Below are 18,683 nucleotides of genomic sequence, written 5' to 3'. Positions count from 1 at the left end.
CAAAAAAGAAAAGAAACTGGTATCGACAGCAAGGAATTTAGTATATACTACTTGGTACATACACATCATAAACGGTAGTTGTTGGAAAAACAAGCAAAATTTGAAAGGGCATACATTTTTCCAAACGTCTCGCTTGAAGCCTGACACATCACGGCATTTGGCTCAAAAAGAAATTGCAGAAATCCGTTGCAATTTAAAAGCAGATCGAATAGTATATACTAAAAAGTATAGATCACAAAAGGGAGCGTATTAGCCTTGACCATCTCGACCGATGCACTCAGCCCATTTGAGCTTAGTTTGTACTTGGAAAAGCAAATTCAGTCAGCACCTGATGCCCCGATCCTCAATGCTGGTCGCGGCAATCCAAACTGGACCGCCCCAGTGCCGCGGGAGGCATTCTTTCTATTAGGACAGTTCGCCGTTCAGGAAACTCGGAAGTCGTCCTCGGCTTTAGTTGGCAAACAGATCAAGGCCGCGCCAGAACGAATGGGTCGACTACAAACTTTCTTGACGACGCACCCCGGCCCCGGAGCCGATTTCTTGAACTGGCTATGTCAGGCAGATCAACAGCTACTAGGTATGATGCCAGCTGCTTGGGTGAGTGCAGCGTGCGATGCGGTGATTGGTGACAATTATCCTGCCCCAGTCCGGTGCCTTTTTGTTTGCGAACAGCCGCTAAAAGCTTACATGATTCGAGAGTTGTTCGATGATCGGCAAGTGCCGCTGGATGTTTTTCCAGTGGAAGGCGGAACGGCAGGCATTTGCTACCTGTTCGATACCTTGATGCATACCGGCTTATTAGCAGCAGGGGATCGTATTGCCTTACTGCTGCCAACATTCGCGCCATACCTTGAGATTCCAAAGTTACCTCACTATGCATTTGATGTGGTTCGGATTAAGGCACAACGCGTGACGACTGGCGACCGCGCCAGTTATGTTTACCCACAAGCCGAGATTGAAAAACTGCGCGATCCAAAAGTGAAAGCAGCATTCCTGGTTAATCCAAGTAATCCGACTGCCAATGCAATGGGATTGGAAAATATTTCGCAGATCGAAGCGATCGTTAATACAGATCGGCCAGACCTGATGATTCTTACCGATGATGTTTATGGGACATTTGTACCGCACTTCTTATCCTTGTTTGCCGCTCTACCGCATAACACAGCCTGCCTTTATTCATTTTCAAAATATTTTGGTGCAACCGGTTGGCGGGTCGGCGCGATTGCGTTAGCGAAGGACAACGTTTTCGATGAATTGATTGATCAGCTGCCCAAAGCAGTTAAAGCAAAGGTTTCCGCCCGCTATCAGTCGATTGCTAGCGAAAGTACGACGGTTTCGTTTATTGACCGCATCGTGGCCGACTCTCGCGATATCGCCTTGAACCATGCCGCGGGATTGTCAACCGTTCAACAAGTGATGATTGCCCTATTCAGCCTTTATGGTTTGATGGACGAAGGGCAGGCTTATAAAGACGAAGTAGTTGCGACTTGCCGCGCTAGAGAACAGCAGCTTTTTTCGACGCTTGGGCTCACTCGGCCAGCACCGGCGCGTGATACAGCGTATTATTGTGATATTGACTTGCTGGCGTGGGGCACACAGCGATATGGTGCTGTTTTTGCACGCTACTTAAAGCAACACTGGACAACGACTCGCTTGCTAGTCGCCTTAGCGCAGCAGCAACACCTGATGTTATTAAAAACGAGTCCGTTTGGCAGTGACACTTGGTCAGTCCGCGTGTCGCTGGCCAATCTGCCAACGCATGATTACGCTGAAGTTGGTAAGCGGATCATTGCACTATTTGATCACTTGCAAATGGCATGTGAAACGGAGGCCAAATGAATGGCAAAATTTGAAGATGTCGCAAACGCGTTAAGCCGCCGCGTTCGTGATGGCGTTTATACAACGAGCCAGCGCTTGCCATCTGAGTACGATCTGGCAAAAGAGTTTGACGTTAGCCGGTTAACGGTTCGCAAAGCCATTGACTTATTGATACGGCAGCAATTGCTGGTGAAATCGCCGGGTAAAGGCACGTATGTCATGACATACTCTGACAAGGTGGAAAGCGGTCGACTAGGGTTGCAAGGTTTTACAGAAGCAGCTAAAGCGTATGGGAAAAAAAGTCGCACCGAAGTCATCAGCTTCGGCCCGCTTGATCCCGTTCCTGAGGAAATCAGCCGCGTTTTAGCACTAGATACCCGTGTTAACAAAGAAATCGACATGTTAGTGCGGCGCCGCTTCTGGGATGAGGAACCAATGACCGTCGAACATGTGGCGATCTGCCATGAATATGTCGCCGGATTAAAGCCCCACGATTTTGAAGGATCGCTATTTGCACTTCTGGAAAAACGCGTGGCAATTGCGTATTCGCATCAAGAAGTCGAAGCCATGTTGATGGATAAAAAAATGGCCAAACTGTTGCATGGCAAAAAAGGCGATCCGTTGTTGCGCGTTCATTCGGTCACCTATACGGCAGATGCCAAGCCAATTCTATTCGACACGTCGTATTATCGAGCCGATAAATACTCGTTTAAGTCGACGTTAACTCGCGATACGCACTAATCGCAAAGCGCTTGCGCTGGTGCGGTTAGAAAGCGGAATCTAAGTGGTCATTTAGACTTGAGATGTTTATGTGGCCGTTTCTGCATCAGGAAACGCGTTTGGGAGGCAGAGTGATGGAAAAAGCAACCTTAGCAGCCATGTACGATACGCACCGCGACGAGTTCCTCGCGGCTTTACGCCAAGTGATGGCCGTCAAAAGTGTCCGCGGTCAACAAGCGGAGCACGCGCCGTTTGGTTCAGGGCCGCGAGCAGTTTTAACGGCGGTCGCGCAGCTCGGCGCGGCCTATGGCTTCAAAACGGCGGTCGTCAATGATGCCATGGCATACGTGCAATGGGGTGAGGACGATCAGCACTATATCGGAATTGTCGGGCACTTAGATGTTGTGCCTGCAGGGGATGCAGACTGGCACTTTCCGCCCTATGCACTATCGGAAAAAGACGGACGTCTATACGGGCGCGGCGTGTTGGACAATAAAGGACCCAGTATGGCTTGTTTGATCGGTATGAAATTACTGAAGGATGCCGGTTTTCAACCGCAAAAGACCATTCGACTGATTTTCGGGTCTGACGAAGAAAGCGGGTCAAACGATGTCCCACGGTATCTTGCCAGTGAAGTGCCGCCTGAGTTTGGCTTTACACCCGATTGTAAGTTTCCCGTCGTTTATGGCGAACGCGGCATTGTGAATTATCGCATCACTACCCCAATTGCGCCTGCCTCAATCAAACAGATCGGCACCATTGCAGGCGACCAGGCGCGCGACCATGTACCTGATAAACTCACGGTGGCCGTAAATGGCCAACCAATCACCGCTATCGGTGTACGCGTGCCAACCAATGCACCGGAAAAAGGCGTCAATGCGATCACGGAACTGGCTAAAAAGCTCGTGACGGAACAACTGGTCACTGGCGAACTAGCAAGCTATTGCCAGTGGCTCATTGATTCACTGGCTGAAAAACATTTTGGCGAAGGGCTAGGCATGGCGTTTGAAGATGCTGACAGTGGCCGGTTGATCGTGACTCCTTATAGCCTGCAAAAAACAGATGATGCCATGACGCTAGGCTTAGCAATGCGCTATCCAGTGACCTATCACGAAGCCGATGTCAGCAAGGCATTAGCGGCTGCCGTGCCAGCTGGCAGCCAAATCACGATTGTGCGTAGCATGCCAAGCGTTTTGCATGACAGACATGACCCGCGAATTGCGCAACTCACGCAGGCATATGAAAAAATGACCGGGAATGATGGCACACCGGTCACCACTACTGGCGCAACCTATGCGCGAGAAATGCCAAACATCATAGCATTTGGCCCATCTTTCCCAGGACAAAAAGGGATCGCGCATAAAGAAAATGAGTGGATGGATGAAGCTGATCTCAAGTTAAATATGATGATTTTTATGGATGCAATGATCGGCTTGACAGAGCGTGATCCAACCCGGTTAGAAACCGGGGCATAAGCGGACTCGGTTGCGATGGTCGATTTTTGACTATTGTGCCCAAGGTCCTTATGTGCAGGTTTCTGCGCCTGCGAACACGTTTAGGAGGGATGAGCAAATGAGCAACGAAACATGGGGCGCCATCGCAACTTGGCGAATGGCCCACGACGGCGTGAAGAAAGCCAGTCAAATTTTGCAAAGCAAAGGCAGCGCAGGTGATGCTGTCGAAGAACTGATCAAAATGGTGGAGGCTTATCCATATTACAAATCCGTTGGTTATGGCGGGTTGCCGAATGAAAATGGCGTCGTCGAGATGGATGCAGCTTTCATGGATGGGGACACACTGGCACAAGGCGCGGTCGCTGGCATTCACAATGTGTTTCATGCGGTGTCTGTGGCTCGAGCACTCAGCCACGAGCATTACAACAGCTTTCGGGTCGGCGAAGGCGCCACGCAATACGCCCAACTCAACGGTTTTGAAATGCGGAACATGTTGACGGAACGGGCAAAAAAGCGCTGGGAAAAACGACGAGCGGAAATCGCTGATGCCAAGGTCAAACCTTATGATGGCCACGATACAGTTGGCGCCATCACGTTAACGCCAACCGGCTCCATGGCGGCGGCCACGTCAACGTCAGGTCTTTTCATGAAGCGGCCTGGCCGAGTTGGCGATTCGCCGTTATCAGGATCAGGGTTTTATGTCGACAGTGAAATCGGCGGTGCCGCAGCAACCGGATTGGGCGAGGACATTATGAAGGGGTGTCTTTCATATGAAATTGTCCGTCTGATGGGTACCGATCGCACACCGCAGCAAGCCTGCGACGAAGCCGTTTATCCATTTATCGAAAAATTGCAACGTCGTTATGGTCAAGCAGGCGAATTTTCCCTAATCGCCATGGATCATGCAGGCCACTGGGGCGTCGCAACGAATGTCGAGTTTACTTTCAGCGTGGCAACGACCCATCAGGCACCGGTCATCCTCATGGCACATCCCGGTCCTAACCAGACCACAACGATCGAACCGATCACGCAGGAATGGCTCGATGCTTATGAAAAACGCATCAAAGCACCGATTGAATGATGCGCGCCTTCGTTCTGGACTTTTTGCAAAAGATACTTCGGTGAAAAGGAGTTAGCGATGCAGTATTTAGCGATTGATGTTGGCGGCACAACGACAAAGTACGGTCTAGTGTCAGCGACAGGCGCACTATCGCAACAAGGTGAGCAGCCGACCATGCGCGCTAGTCTCGCTGATTTCATGGCCAGTTTGACCGGTTTGATTCGACTGCATAAAGCACACGTCGCGGGTATCGGGTTGGCTTTGCCGGGGGTCATTGATTCGCAGCAAGGTCTCGTTAAAGCTAGTGCCACATTGCCTTTTTTAGAAGGATTGGTGTTGGGCACACAATTGACTACAGCCGCCGATCTTACGGTGCCGATCCTAATCGAAAATGACGGTAATGCGGCGGCATTGGCAGAGCATTGGCGCGGCAATTTAGCAGGAACAATGAACAGCGCCATGGTTGTCTTAGGAACCGGCGTTGGCGCATCGCTTTTTCTCAACGGCCAGCTCTATCACGGCAGCCATCATGTTGCTGGCGAACCCAGTTTCATGGTGACCAATGGCCTAACCCCGATCATGCGCGAGCAAACCGCGGCAGGCTTGTCAGCAGTGGCGACGATCAATGCGATGGCCGATACCTTAGGTGTGCACGAAGAACCGATTGGCCAGCGCGTTTTTCAAGCACTAACTGACAACACCAGCGAAGCCGCCGTCATTCTCCGCACCTTCACGCGCGGTGTGGCTGCCATGATCTACAACATGCAAACCGTTCTTGATCTCGAAAAAGTCATCATTGGCGGCGGCATCAGCGCCCAACCACGGGTGATTAAGGAAATCCGTGACGACATCGAAGCATATCAGCAGGTAACTTCGCTTTCGGCACGCACAATTCGTCTACCAGTGGTGGAACCGGCGAAGTATCGGAATGCGGCGAACTTGATTGGGGCGGTGGCGCCGTTGGTGGTGCGCGGGTAGTCTTAAATTTAAGCAAAAACCGTGAAAAAGATACTAATTAAGCAGTAACTGAAAAAATCGCTCGCAATCCAGTGCGGGCGATTTTTGCATGACTGTTTTACTAGTGCGATGACGTGCTGATTGCTACTTTAACGGTTCCCATTTCCACTCTTCAACTTCAGGTAAATCGGTACCTTCCTCGCGGATGAAGTCGTGGTGCTTCTGAAGCTCATCATCCATATCTTGAATGAGATGGGCACCTTTTTCGGTGAATTCAGGGACATCGAGAACGGCTTCTTTGACCAAGTTAAAGCGGTCCAACTTGTTACGAACACGCATATCAAATGGTGTCGTGATGTCACCTTCTTCACGATAGCCGTGAACGCGAACGTTGTGATTATGACGATCGAAGAAAATGTCCTTGATCAGATCATCGTAGCCGTGATAAGCAAAGATGACCGGTTTGTCTTTTGTAAAGTACATATCAAACTCTTCATCTGATAGGCCGCGAGGGTCGTCTTTCTTAAGTTTTAACAAATCAACGACATTGATGAAGCGGATCCTCAAACTAGGCAATGCCTTGTGCAAGATTGAGATGGCAGCCAAGCTCTCAAGTGTTGGTTCTGAACCAGCCGCGGCAATAACCAAATCAGGTTCTGCACCTTGATCCGTGCTTGCCCAATCAATGATACCCAGACCTTTTTCAACCAAAGACTTTGCCTCTGAATCTGTGAACCATTGTGGTCGTGGATGTTTGCTGGAAACAATCAGATTAATGACTTGTTTAGCATCAACGGATTTATCGAAGACACGAACCAAGGTGTTCGCGTCTGCTGGCAGATAAGCGCGAATATACTTTGTCTTCTTTTCAGCTAGATGACTGATGACACCGGGATCCTGATGCGAGTAGCCATTGTGGTCTTGCTGGAAAGCAGTAGAAGAGGCGATAACGTTTAAGGCAGGTACATCAGCCCGCCAATCAGCTTCTTCGTGTGCATTCCGTAACCACTTGAAATGCTGGGTAAGCATGGAATCAACCACCCGTAAGAAGGACTCGTAGCTGGCAAAGAAACCATAACGACCAGTTAACGTGTATCCCTCCAGCATGCCTTCATCCATGTGTTCCGATAGCATTGAGTCAATAATCCGACCATGGCTAGCTAGTAAGGCATCATAAGGTTTATGGATCGGTTCCATCCATTGCCGATTGGTGCCTTCAAAAACCTTGTTTAAACGATTGGATAAGGTTTCGTCTGGTCCAAATCCGCGGAAGTTTCTGTTCTTATCATTCAATTTGATGAGATCCCGGATATAAGCGCCGAGCACAGTCATATCCTGCGCTTCATTAGCACCGTGATCCTTATTGTCCACAGCATAATCGCTCGGATTTGGTTTTTCGAGATGTTTGGCAAGAATGCCGCCATTGGTAACAGGATTCATTGCCATTCTAAGGCTGCCTTTAGGAATGATGGCTTCAATGTCAGCTTTGAGGGTGCCATCGTCATTGAAAAGTTCCTTTGGTTTGTATGATTCCAACCAAGCGACTAGATCGTCTGCATGTTCCATGTCTTTTTGATCCACCGGAATCGGGATTTGATGCGCACGGAAGGAGCCTTCAATTGGCTCGCCATCCCACGTCTTAGGACCTGTCCAACCCTTTGGTGCCCGTAAAACAAGCATTGGCCAAACTGGACGACTCTCGTCATTGTTATCTTTGGCATTTTTACGAATAGACTCAATTTCTTCGACGATTTTATCCATCTCAGCTGCCATTTGGGGATGCATCTTATCAGGATCCGATCCTTCAACAAAATGTGGATCCCAACCGAGACCTTTAAAGTAGTCCACTAACTCTTCGTGCGACTCCCGAGCAAGAACCGTTGGATTGGCGATTTTGAAACCATTTAAGTTCAAGATTGGCAAAACGGTACCGTCTGTAATTGGGTTCAAAAACTTATTTACTTGCCAAGAGGTGGCAAGTGGACCTGTTTCAGATTCACCATCACCAACAACAACTGCGGCAATGAGATCCGGATTATCAAGAACGGCACCAGCGCCATGAAGGATGGAATAGCCCAATTCACCGCCTTCATGAATTGATCCAGGCGTCTTGGGATCGGCGTGAGACGCAACACCACCCGGGAATGAAAATTGTTTGAATAAACGTTGTAATCCTTGCTCATCTTGAGAAATTTTTGGATAGAGCTCTGTATAACTGCCATCAAGATAAGAATTAGAGACCATGACTTGGCCGCCATGCCCCGGACCTTCAATGTAAAACATATTCAGGTTGTATTTATTGATGACCCGGTTCAGATGAGCATAAATGAAATTCTGACCTGCAATGGTGCCCCAATGCCCAATCGGATGAACTTTGACATCAGTTGCCTTCAAGGGTCGCTTCAGTAACGGATTGTCCTTCAGGTACAGTTGCCCAACGGACAGATAGTTAGCAGCCCGCCAGTATTTATCAACCTCATTCAAATATTCCTTTGAGGAATAATCGATAGTTTTCTCAATTGTTTGGTCCATAATTGGCATTCTCCTTTGCAACAGTTTGCTTTTGTTTGCAATGCCATAATAACACATTAATTTGATTTTGAAACCCTTTTCATTTTTATTTTTTGAAAGCTCGGAAAAGCTGAAATATCTGAATGATCTTTTGACAAGCTAATATTTGAATTTCATATTTTGAGAAAAATTGACCGCTATTCCCAGAAAAATAGAATAGCGGTCAATGGCAATCGAATATGTAATTAAGAACCAATTCTCGTTCGTTTGTATGTTTTACTTTAGACGATCACCTTAACGTTGAGCTTCTGCATCGACGAGATGGTCGCGTCATCAAGCCCCCGATCTGACAAAATGATGTCGTAATCCTCAATAGACGCGGTTCGAAATGGATTCATTTTCGTGAACTTCGAATGATCTGCAAGCAATACCTTAATTCGACAGTGCTGCATCATTTTTTTGTCGACTTCGATTTCCGAAAAATAGTGATTGGTCACGCCGCGGTCGACACTAACCCCACCGGATCCAAAGAAGCCAATATCACAGAAGATACCGTCAATATTCGCGAGTGTCAGCGGACCGGATAGTGAGCCTTCAATGCGACGTAAGCCGCCGCCAAGAAGGACGACTTGAATCGGATCGGCGTCTTCTAATGCTTTTAAAACGTTGATTGAAGTCGTGATGACAACAAGGTTATTAAAGCCCTGTGTCTTAATGGCTGTGGCGACAAGGGCTGCTGTGGTGCCGTTGCCAACGAAAACAGAGTCGCCCTCAGTGATAAGTTTAACTGCATTTTGGGCAATGAGTTGTTTCTCAGCCAAATTTTGTTGCAAACGTTGATTATAGATAGTTTCGTTGACGGGTTTATTCAGAACAGCGCCGCCCCGAATCACTTGTAATTTCCCTTGACGACCTAATTCAGCAATATCCTTACGCAGGGTTTCTCGAGAAACATCTAGTTCTTTTGTTAGGTCAGCAATTCTAACGCTGCCTTTGTCATTTAGTTTGTCCATGATTATTTGTTGTCGTTCGATGCTATTCATGTAGATCGCCCCCTATTCGGCAGTTTAACTTTAAACCGTAAACAAACCCGATCTTATATTAACATTTTATGCCTTCATTCGATATATGTAAGCGCATTAATTAAGCAGCCAAGTTGCATATAGTTTGCAAAAATAGTTAAAGCAAAAGTTTGCAAAGTTAAATAATGCGTGCTATTATTTGCAATGTGAAAACGGTTACAAAAAATACGGAGGCTGATATTATGTTAAAGAACCCTGACGTATCAAGGAAAATTGCATCTAAGTCGTATCGATTGATTAAACCTGGTGATATTGAAGAGGTCAATTTACAACATGAATTGAGACCTGGGCTTGTCGATATTCAGCCATTAATGGCAAGCGTTTGTCATGCAGACGACAGATACTTTGCAGGAAAACGTCGTCCAGAAGCGTTAGCAAAGAAATTGCCAATGGCTTTGCTACATGAAGGCATCGGGACAATTAAAGAATCTATGAGTGACAAGTTTAAAGTTGGTCAGCGCGTTGTGATTGTTCCCAACGTCCCTGGTTACATGCTTAGAGGCGAAAAAAAGACGGATACTGTGCCTGATAACTACAGCACAGATTCCGTGTTCTTAAGCAGTGGTTATGATGGTATTGCTCAGAGTGACCTTGTCCAGCCAGATCGCGCAGTAGTTGCCTTGCCAGAAAACATTCCCGACGAAATTGCCATTTTGACAGAAGTCAGCACTGTCGGATATCACGCAAGCAGTCACGTTGCAGACGCGTTGGCAAAACCCGGTTGCCGTGTTGCATTGTTCGGTGATGGTCCAGTTGGATACATGGCTGCGGCAGTTTTACATTATATCCGTGGCATTGACAAGGATCATTTAACCGTATTTGGTGCGATACCAGATCGTCTGAACGAATTCGATTTTGCAAATAAAGAATTAGTTACCGAGTATGACTTTGATCACGCAGGTGAACAATTTGATGTCATTTTTGAGGCAACAGGTGGCAATTTCAGTTCAAGTGCTATTAACGAAGGTATCAAGGTCATCTCACGTACTGGGAAGTTTGTCTTAATGGGTGTAAGCGAAGACCTCGTACCAATTGATACACGTGATATTTTGGAAAAAGGCCTGACATTTTATGGCACAAGTCGTTCAACGACACCTGACTTTGAGGCCGTCGTTAAGGCTATGAGTCAAAGCCAAGACTATCAAGATACGCTCCGAAAACTTTTGCCTAAAAATGAAACCGTTATCAAGAATGCATCGGATCTAAATAAGGCATTTGAAGCTATTGTCGCCAGTAAAGCTTGGTACAAGGCTGTTCTTAAATTTGAATGGTAACCGCGTAACATCAATGACGAACGGTGATGACTATATGAAAGAAAGAAGCTGAGAAAATGGTTGGATTCGTTATTGCAACCCATGGGAAATTGGCATCAGGGTTTCTAGATGCCGTGAAGTTAATCATTGGGGAACAAGAAAATATTGGTGAAATTGGTTTATTTGAAGGTAACGATGTTTCAGAGTTCGGATTGAAATTGGAGAAGCTAATTCGAAAAGAAGATGATGGCGATGGTGTCATCGTCTTCACTGATCTTTTTGCCGCTAGTCCATACAATCAGGCAGCGCTGTGCGCAAACAGAATCAAGGATGTCAAAATTCAATTAATTACTGGGGTTAACTTACCGATGATTATTGAAGCAATTAATGCACGAATGATGGGCCAAGATATTGAACAGATTACGGATGCTGCGTTTGAAACCGCCAAAGTTGGCATCAAAAACTTTTGGGACGAGTTGAAATCACGTAACCCGCAATCATGATACTGAGGGGGAAATTATAATGTCAAAAATTGTATTAGCACGAGTTGACGATCGCCTTATTCATGGTCAGGTCATGACTGCATGGTTGCAGTATACAGAGGGTAATCACATCGTCATTGTCGATGATGCGACCGCGAAAGACGATTTTTTGAAAAGCATTATGTCAATGTCAGTACCTCAAGGAATCAAACTTGATGTTCTGAGTGTTGCCGATGGGCCAAGTTTTCTGAATGGTGATCATGGCAATGACAAGCTTTTATTACTGGCTAAGACACCGAACACTTATCTGGATTTAGTTGAAGCTGGTGTTGCTATTAAGGAAGTTGTTATCGGTGGTATGGGCGCAAATCCCCAGCGCAAGAAATTTTATAAGAACATCTCTGCTTCTGATGATGAGAAAGCAATTATGCAAAAGTTAATTGATGCAGGTGTCAACGTCAAAATTCAAATTGTGCCGAGTGATGGGGCAACAGACGTTAAAAATCTGCTGAAATAAAAATGGAGGAATAGAGATATGACAATTCATCTCTGGCAAGCATTCTTGATTGGGGTTGTTTATTACCTCGGTCAGATGGGTACGCCTTGGGTTTCCTTGGCAGGTACTCACACCATCATGCGCCCTCTTGTGAATGGTGCTTTGGTTGGTCTAATTCTTGGTGATCCGGTGAAAGGGACGATTTATGGTGCCGCTATTCAGTTACCGTTCTTAGCATGGATTGGCGCTGGCGGGGCCGTACCAATGGATACTGCCTTGGCTGGTACATTAGGAACGGCTTTGGGGATGGCTTCTAACGTTTCGCCTTCAGTTGCGATTACGTTGGCTGTGCCCATTAGCCTAGTAGGGACAATGATCTGGGTGCTGCATATGACTGTTGATATTACGTTTGTTCACATGGCAGATAAGGCGGCAGAAGAAGGCAATCTTAATCGCATTGATTTTCTACATGTATGGCCCCCGCAAATTACAATGTTTCTGTTTTCAGTAATTCCGGCTATGCTGGCTGCATATTTCGGCGCAGGTCCAGTTAAACAAGTCATTGGTGGTTTAGCAGGTACCCCACTGCATGTATTAACTGTTATTGGCGGTATTTTACCGGCTTTAGGGATTGCAATGAACTTACACGCCATGAGCAGCAAAGGCACCATCGTATTCTTCCTGTTAGGGTTTATGGTTGCAGTTTACTCAAATCTTGCTATCTTGCCGATTGCCATTTTCGCAGCCATTATCGCCTATGTTTACACCCAATTATTCTTGAAGCGAGGTGAAAAAGCATGAGTGAAGAAGACAAGAAGGAACAACTCGAAGAGAAGGAATTGCCTTCAGAACAAAAGCCAAATGCCAAAAAATTAAGTAAACGAGATGTCGTCAAAGCGTTCTGGCGTTGGACATTTTTCTCACATGCAAACTACAACTACGAACGGTTGCAGGCCACTGGGGTTATCCATGCGCTTTCTCCGATCTTCAAGAAGCTATACGGTGATGATGAAGACGAAATGAAAGCAGCACTGTTACGGCACATGCAATTCTTCAACACTGAACCACACTTTGGCGGCTCAATTCTTGGGGTCACCATTGCGATGGAAGAACAAAAAGCTAATGGTGCACCAATTACCGACGAAACGATCAATGGATTGAAGACAGGCCTGATGGGTCCTTTAGCTGGTATTGGCGATACTTTATGGCAAGGTACCTTAATTCCAATTTTGCTATCATTCACCATTAGTTTTGCAGCAAAAGGGAACATTTTAATGGGCCCAGTTTTGTTCGCTGTACTTCACCTAGGGATCATCTGGTCTATCGGTTATCTTGCGTGGATGCAGGGTTACAACTTAGGTAAAGAAGGTATTGCTAAGATTCTTCAAGGATCGTTGTTGCCAACTGTCATGACATACGCACAGACACTAGGACCAATTGTGATCGGGGCTTTGTCGGCAACCTTCGTTAAGATTTCCACACCCATGAAGCTTCATCTGGGTAAAACTGTCATGAAAGTTCAAACAGGTATTCTTGATAAGTTAGTTCTCGGGTTACTCCCATTGGCAGTCACATTGCTTACGTATTACCTGTTACGGAAGAAATTTAAGCCGACTACGGTTCTATTGATTCTTGTTGGTATTGGTGTTGTTGGTGGTATTTTCTGGATTATTTAAACCAAGATTCAGTCGTTTGGAGGAAAGAAAATGTCTATTGAGATTGCACCCTCGATATTGAGCGCTAACTTTGCAAATTTGATGCAGGATATTGATAAAATCAAAGATTCTGGTATTCATATGCTACATGTTGATGTGATGGATGGTCACTTTGTCCCCAATATCACATTTGGACCGCAAATGGTATCAGACTTGCACAAGGCAACGTCGTTAAAGCTAGATTGTCATCTAATGATTGACAATCCTGATCAGTTTGCACCGCAATTTGCCAATGCTGGCGGCGATATGATTATGGTTCATCTGGAAGCTTCGGCGCATATCTATGGAGTTCTGCAGGAAATTAAGAAGGCTGGTGCTCAAGCTGGCTTGGTCTTAAACCCGGGAACACCGGTTGCAGCTGCCAAAGAACTACTACCGCTGGTTGATCAAGTGTTAGTGATGACAGTGAATCCTGGATTTGGCGGACAAAAGTTTATCCCGCAGATGGTCAACAAAGTTCAGGAACTGGCAAAGTTGCGAGATAGTTTAGGGCTAAGCTTCAATATTGAGGTAGATGGCGGCATTAATGACGAGACAATCAAAGATTGTGCTGCGGCGGGTGCGAATGTTTTTGTTGCAGGATCTTATGTGTTTGGTGCGGACAATCCTGTGTCACGGATCGAAAAGCTGATGTCTGCCGCTAAACAATAGGCGATGACCAAATTCCTAGACGGATTGACTTAAAAATCGATAGTCGTCAGACGAGTATTCTGACCAACAATATTTGAGCTCTGGCACAAGGAAAATATTTAGGGCAGTGAAAGGAGACGCTCAAAGATTCCCATGTTAGGGATGTCTTTGGGCGTCTTTTTTGATCAAGAAGGGAAGTTGAACATATTGAGTAAATTGAGACGATTGAATCAAATATTTGCATCCGATGGACGTGCAGTCGTTGCGGCCTTGGACGGATTTGTGTTTTCAAAGGCAACGACAGGCATTGACGCAACGAGTGCCCGAATTGCTCGGTTAGTTGACGCGGGGTTGGATGCAGCATTAGTCACTTATGGCCAAGCACAGACGTATGAACATGAATTGACAAAGGTGACGACCATTCTGCGAGTTGATGCGAGCACTGATGTTTACGATCCATCTGTCCCCAAAACTGCGGCATTTTTTGATGTCAACGATGCATTGAAACTAGATGCGGCAGGCATTGTTTGCATGACATTTCCTGGTGCGGATTCCCGAGAGTCTGAGTCTCATCAGATGTTAGCTAGACTGGCCCGTCAAGCGGCGGAGTGGTCCATGCCAGTTATAGCGGAAACATTACCATTCGGGTATCCGATTACTTCAACTCAGTCAGATGATCCGCATTATATTGCCGCTGCCGCAAGATTCAGTGCAGAACTAGGCGCAGACATTATCAAGACACGTTTTACTGGTACAGCCGATGATGCTTTGATCGTTAAGAATGCGAGTCGACCAGTGCTTGCCTTAGGGGGTCCGAAAACTGATACATTGACTTACTTCAAGTTTGTCTACCATTGTATCGAGGTTGGCGCTCGAGGTGTGGCTGTTGGCAGAAATATAACGCAGGACCCAAATCCTGTAGGGATGGTGGCCGCTTTGCATGCCTTGGTTCATGAGAATGTCAAACCAGAATTAGCTTTTGATATCTATAAGAGACAAACAATAAATGACTAGATAAGGAGGGTGATCTTCATGACAAAGATAAAAGCTGCTGTTTTTGAAGACGTTAAGCAGTTGGAAGTTGAAGAGATTGACAGACCTGTTATCAGACCAGATGAGGTGCTTGTTAAATTAAAGGCTTGTGCTCTTTGTACGTGGGAACAAAGAGTCTATGTAGGGGTCAACAAAGTTCAGTTTCCATTTATCGGGGGTCACGAGGAGTCCGGTATCATTGTTGAAGCAGGCGATGAAATTGATTCTGACTTATGGCAAATAGGTGACCGGGTTGTCGTGGGTTTATTAACTTCCTGTGGCCACTGTGAGAACTGTCGAACGGGTCACGAAGGAAGCTGCACAAACTTTTCTTATGAGAATCGGGTTGGTGGGTTGAATATTCGCGGAATGGGAGGTTTGGCAGAATATTTAGCTGTACCAGTCACTAAGTTGTTTCCAATTGCAGATAATCTTTCTTATGAGGAAGCATCTTTGACTGAGCCACTTTCTTGTGTGGTTCATAGTCTAGACACAGCGGAAGTTGCATTGGGCGATAATATTGTTGTCATTGGTGCAGGCATTATGGGCGCCTTCCATGCGCTGCTCGCTCGACAGCGCGGTGCCAGAGTAATCATTAGCGAACCTAATCAGAAGCGACGAGCGTTTATGGCTCAACTTGGATTTCATGAACTAATTGACCCGAAAGCTGAAAATCCTGTAGTAGCAGTTAAACAGATGACGCAAGATAAAGGAGCAGATGTTGTCTTCGATACTTTACCGATCTCGTCTGTTGCAGAACAAGCAGTACAAATGGCGGCCATTCGAGGAAGGGTAATCCTTTATAGTTCGTTTCACCCCGACACACCTGTTGCAATCAGCCCACATACCTTACATCGCAGGATGACGAAACTTATGGGGAGTGCCAATTCAGATAGTAGCGACTTTTTTAAGGCGATGAAATTACTGAATAATGGCAACATTGATGTTAAACCGTTCATCGCCGGAACAGTGCCGTTGGCGAAGATTACTGAAGGGATGCAGCAAGCCTTAAATCCGGAGGCGTATCGAATCATTGTCCAAATGAATAGATGAGGATGTTCCTAATAGTAAGAAAAGACGAATTCGAGCACTCTAGAGTTTACCAAATCTTTTCGTGTAAGAAGTTTTTCTCACGACTCTTCTGTGACTTGTAGGGTAAAAAACAAATTAAAAAGGATGCGTGGTTATGAATCAAAATGACTTGAAGCAGCAGGCTGCTCAGAAGGCGGCAGAACTAGTTAAAGACGGCATGACAATTGGTTTAGGGACCGGATCGACGGTCTATTATCTTGTTAAAGCCATTGCACAGCGAGTCGAAACCGAACATATACAGTTGACTGGTGTTGCCACTAGTATCCGCACGCGTGAGCAGGCTGAGTCCTTAGGGATTCCCATGAAAGATTTAGATGAAGTGGATCATATTGATTTGACAATTGATGGTGCGGACGAAGTTGATAAGCATTTTCAAGGCATTAAAGGCGGCGGGGCGGCCCACTTAATTGAAAAGGTCGTCGCGATTAATTCCGCGCAAAATATATGGATTGTTGATGAATCTAAACTTGTTGACACGCTGGGTAAATTTCCATTACCGCTTGAAGTGATTCCATTTGGCAGCGGCAAGCTCGTTCAGCGTTTAGCCAATGAAGGGCTGAATCCTGAATATCGACTCACTAATGATGGAGAAAAGGTATTGACAGATTCGGATAATTTTATTGTTGATCTTCATTTAGGGCGTATTGAGCATCCTCATCTGTTAGCTTCTTGGTTAAACGAACAAGTTGGGTTGGTTGAACATGGGCTTTTCCTTGATGTAGTTAAAAAGGTAGTCGTTGGAACAGAAAACGGACCAAAGATTTTGGATGCATATCGCGGTTAATTATCTGGGTCATAATATTCAAATGATTTTATGAAATTAAAACGGCCACCTTAGTCAATCGAGAGATTAACTAAGGTGGCCGTTTTTGGCTGCTCACTTGTATGTATCTTCTAAAATCCGCATTCAAAGTTTAACATTAAATAGACAATGCAGAAGTATTAGCTGAAATAAGATTCAAGAAGAACTAATTACTTGTATTCAAGTATTCTTTTAATTAACCGAAGAAATTGTAAGTTTTATGATTGTCATCTGAATTTTTAGATGATTTAGTTCATAAAAATGGAACCTTTAAACTTGCGAGAACGCATATAAAGTTCATAAAATGGCGTATAATACTCAAACAGTTCATATACCGGTATTGTAAGCGTATTCAAGTTCATCTACCATGTTAATTGAAAGCAGAAACAAAGCCTAAGGAGGAATTATCATGGCAGACAAAAATATCAATAACATCACTCGGGAAAAATGGATTCTTAGCACATTCCCAGAGTGGGGGACTTGGTTGAATGAGGAGATTGCTGACAAAAAGGTGAAGCCTGGTACATTTTCAATGTGGTGGCTGGGTTGTACCGGTATTTGGTTGAAGACGGCTGAAGATACCAACATTTTGGTTGATATGTGGTGTGGCACTGGTAAGCAATCACATGGTAATGGCATGATGCGTAAGGGTCATCAGATGATGCGGATGAGTGGTGTGCAGAAGATGCAACCGAATCTGCGCAATCAACCGTTTGTGATTGATCCATTTGCCATTAAAGATGTTGATGCTTTGTTTGTGAGTCATATTCATAGTGATCATTTGGATGTGAATACGGCTGCTGCTGTTAATAAGAATTGTCCGGATGCGAAGTTCTATGGCCCAGAAAAGGTTTGTGAGATTTGGCAAGGCTGGGGTGTTCCGGCAGAAAAGACGGTTGTTGTTAAACCTGGCGATGTGGTTACTATCGGCAAGACAAAGGTCAAAGTACTTGAAGGATTTGATCGGACAGCTTTAATCACCGAAGACGATCCTAATGTGAAGTTGGCAGGCAAGATGCCGCAAGATATGAACAAGATTGCGGTTAACTATCTGTTTGAAACCACCGGCGGCAATCTTTATCATGCTGCTGACTCTCATTACTCCAATCTATTTGCTAAGCATGGTAATGAAAATAAGATTGACGTTGCATTGGGTGCTTATGGTGAAAACCCACGCGGTATCACGGACAAGGTAACTTCCATCGATATTTTGCGCATGGCTGAATCTTTGAACACCAAAGTCATTATTCCTGTTCATTATGATATCTGGACCAACTTTATGGCTGACCCTAAGGAAATTGAAGCGCTCTGGCAAATGCGCAAGGATCGTTTGCAATACAAGTTTAAGCCTTTCATTTGGCAAGTTGGCGGTGAATTCACCTTCCCAGATGACAAAGACCGGATGGAATTCATGTATGATCGCGGTTTCCACGATGCTTTCTCAATTCCAAACGACACACCGTTCCCTGCATTCCTATAGAGAGCGTGAGCAGGAGCGCTTAGAAACCGGAGCATAAGCGGCCTCAGGCGTGATGGCCGGGCTTTGGCCATTGCGACTGAGGTCCTTATGTGGAGGTTT

Annotated in this window: 17 protein-coding genes; 15 read left to right on the top strand and 2 right to left on the bottom strand. The window is 45.7% G+C overall.

Features of this window, described 5'->3' with window-relative positions:
• Positions 1-255 precede the first annotated feature (255 nt).
• The 5 genes from aspD (at position 256) to ACWPAB_RS04765 (ending at position 6,030) form a co-directional block, all read left to right on the top strand.
• Complete coding sequence (aspD, locus tag ACWPAB_RS04785) at positions 256-1,839, top strand: aspartate 4-decarboxylase (protein WP_016381789.1); 1,584 nt, start codon at positions 256-258, stop codon at positions 1,837-1,839.
• Positions 1,840-2,559 (top strand): GntR family transcriptional regulator, LSA1692 subfamily, encoded by a 720-nt coding sequence (locus tag ACWPAB_RS04780; protein ID WP_003568056.1) that lies wholly within the window; start codon positions 1,840-1,842, stop codon positions 2,557-2,559. It abuts the gene before it with no gap.
• 113 nt (positions 2,560-2,672) lie between these two features.
• On the top strand, positions 2,673-4,013 hold the full coding sequence (locus ACWPAB_RS04775; RefSeq protein WP_016381788.1) for a M20 family metallopeptidase: 1,341 nt from the start codon (positions 2,673-2,675) through the stop codon (positions 4,011-4,013).
• A gap of 97 nt (positions 4,014-4,110) precedes the next feature.
• A complete protein-coding gene (locus tag ACWPAB_RS04770; RefSeq protein ID WP_003576761.1) occupies positions 4,111-5,073 on the top strand; it encodes a N(4)-(beta-N-acetylglucosaminyl)-L-asparaginase in 963 nt (320 codons plus the stop codon).
• Positions 5,074-5,130: 57 nt separating this feature from the next.
• Positions 5,131-6,030, top strand: a complete 900-nt coding sequence (locus ACWPAB_RS04765; protein ID WP_003585877.1) for an ROK family protein — start codon at positions 5,131-5,133, stop codon at positions 6,028-6,030.
• Positions 6,031-6,153: 123 nt separating this feature from the next.
• Here ACWPAB_RS04765 and ACWPAB_RS04760 read toward each other — a convergent pair whose 3' ends face one another.
• Both ACWPAB_RS04760 and ACWPAB_RS04755 read right to left on the bottom strand, forming a co-directional pair.
• Positions 6,154-8,541: a phosphoketolase family protein gene (locus ACWPAB_RS04760; RefSeq protein ID WP_016381787.1), complete on the bottom strand. Its 2,388-nt coding sequence runs from the start codon at positions 8,539-8,541 to the stop codon at positions 6,154-6,156.
• Positions 8,542-8,801: 260 nt separating this feature from the next.
• A complete protein-coding gene (locus ACWPAB_RS04755) occupies positions 8,802-9,563 on the bottom strand; it encodes a DeoR/GlpR family DNA-binding transcription regulator (RefSeq protein ID WP_003576757.1) in 762 nt (253 codons plus the stop codon).
• 221 nt (positions 9,564-9,784) lie between these two features.
• Between ACWPAB_RS04755 and ACWPAB_RS04750 the strand changes: the two genes are divergently transcribed.
• From ACWPAB_RS04750 to ulaG, 10 genes are all read left to right on the top strand, one after another.
• On the top strand, positions 9,785-10,876 hold the full coding sequence (locus ACWPAB_RS04750; RefSeq protein WP_016381786.1) for a zinc-binding dehydrogenase: 1,092 nt from the start codon (positions 9,785-9,787) through the stop codon (positions 10,874-10,876).
• 56 nt (positions 10,877-10,932) lie between these two features.
• Positions 10,933-11,358: a PTS sugar transporter subunit IIA gene (locus tag ACWPAB_RS04745; protein ID WP_003585869.1), complete on the top strand. Its 426-nt coding sequence runs from the start codon at positions 10,933-10,935 to the stop codon at positions 11,356-11,358.
• 19 nt (positions 11,359-11,377) lie between these two features.
• The gene (locus ACWPAB_RS04740) at positions 11,378-11,854 is read left to right on the top strand and encodes a PTS sugar transporter subunit IIB (RefSeq protein ID WP_003576751.1); all 477 of its coding nucleotides are present in this window, start codon (positions 11,378-11,380) and stop codon (positions 11,852-11,854) included.
• An 18-nt stretch (positions 11,855-11,872) separates the two neighbouring features.
• Complete coding sequence (locus tag ACWPAB_RS04735) at positions 11,873-12,634, top strand: PTS sugar transporter subunit IIC (RefSeq protein ID WP_003576749.1); 762 nt, start codon at positions 11,873-11,875, stop codon at positions 12,632-12,634.
• A complete protein-coding gene (locus ACWPAB_RS04730; RefSeq protein ID WP_003576746.1) occupies positions 12,631-13,509 on the top strand; it encodes a PTS system mannose/fructose/sorbose family transporter subunit IID in 879 nt (292 codons plus the stop codon). Before ACWPAB_RS04735 ends, ACWPAB_RS04730 begins: the two co-directional genes overlap by 4 nt.
• A gap of 30 nt (positions 13,510-13,539) precedes the next feature.
• Positions 13,540-14,199, top strand: coding sequence for a ribulose-phosphate 3-epimerase (gene rpe, locus ACWPAB_RS04725; protein ID WP_003576744.1), 660 nt, complete (start codon positions 13,540-13,542; stop codon positions 14,197-14,199).
• A gap of 132 nt (positions 14,200-14,331) precedes the next feature.
• The gene (locus ACWPAB_RS04720; RefSeq protein ID WP_003585865.1) at positions 14,332-15,192 is read left to right on the top strand and encodes a class I fructose-bisphosphate aldolase; all 861 of its coding nucleotides are present in this window, start codon (positions 14,332-14,334) and stop codon (positions 15,190-15,192) included.
• Positions 15,193-15,210: 18 nt separating this feature from the next.
• The gene (locus ACWPAB_RS04715; RefSeq protein WP_003585864.1) at positions 15,211-16,263 is read left to right on the top strand and encodes a zinc-dependent alcohol dehydrogenase; all 1,053 of its coding nucleotides are present in this window, start codon (positions 15,211-15,213) and stop codon (positions 16,261-16,263) included.
• Positions 16,264-16,396: 133 nt separating this feature from the next.
• A complete protein-coding gene (gene rpiA, locus ACWPAB_RS04710; protein ID WP_003576738.1) occupies positions 16,397-17,086 on the top strand; it encodes a ribose-5-phosphate isomerase RpiA in 690 nt (229 codons plus the stop codon).
• 427 nt (positions 17,087-17,513) lie between these two features.
• Positions 17,514-18,584 (top strand): L-ascorbate 6-phosphate lactonase, encoded by a 1,071-nt coding sequence (gene ulaG, locus ACWPAB_RS04705; RefSeq protein WP_003571790.1) that lies wholly within the window; start codon positions 17,514-17,516, stop codon positions 18,582-18,584.
• Positions 18,585-18,683 lie beyond the last annotated feature (99 nt).

The sequence above is a fragment of the Lacticaseibacillus sp. 30 genome, from assembly GCF_053819265.1.
The sequence above is the reverse complement of the archived record's forward strand: the minus strand, read 5'-3'. Positions and strand labels throughout refer to the sequence as shown.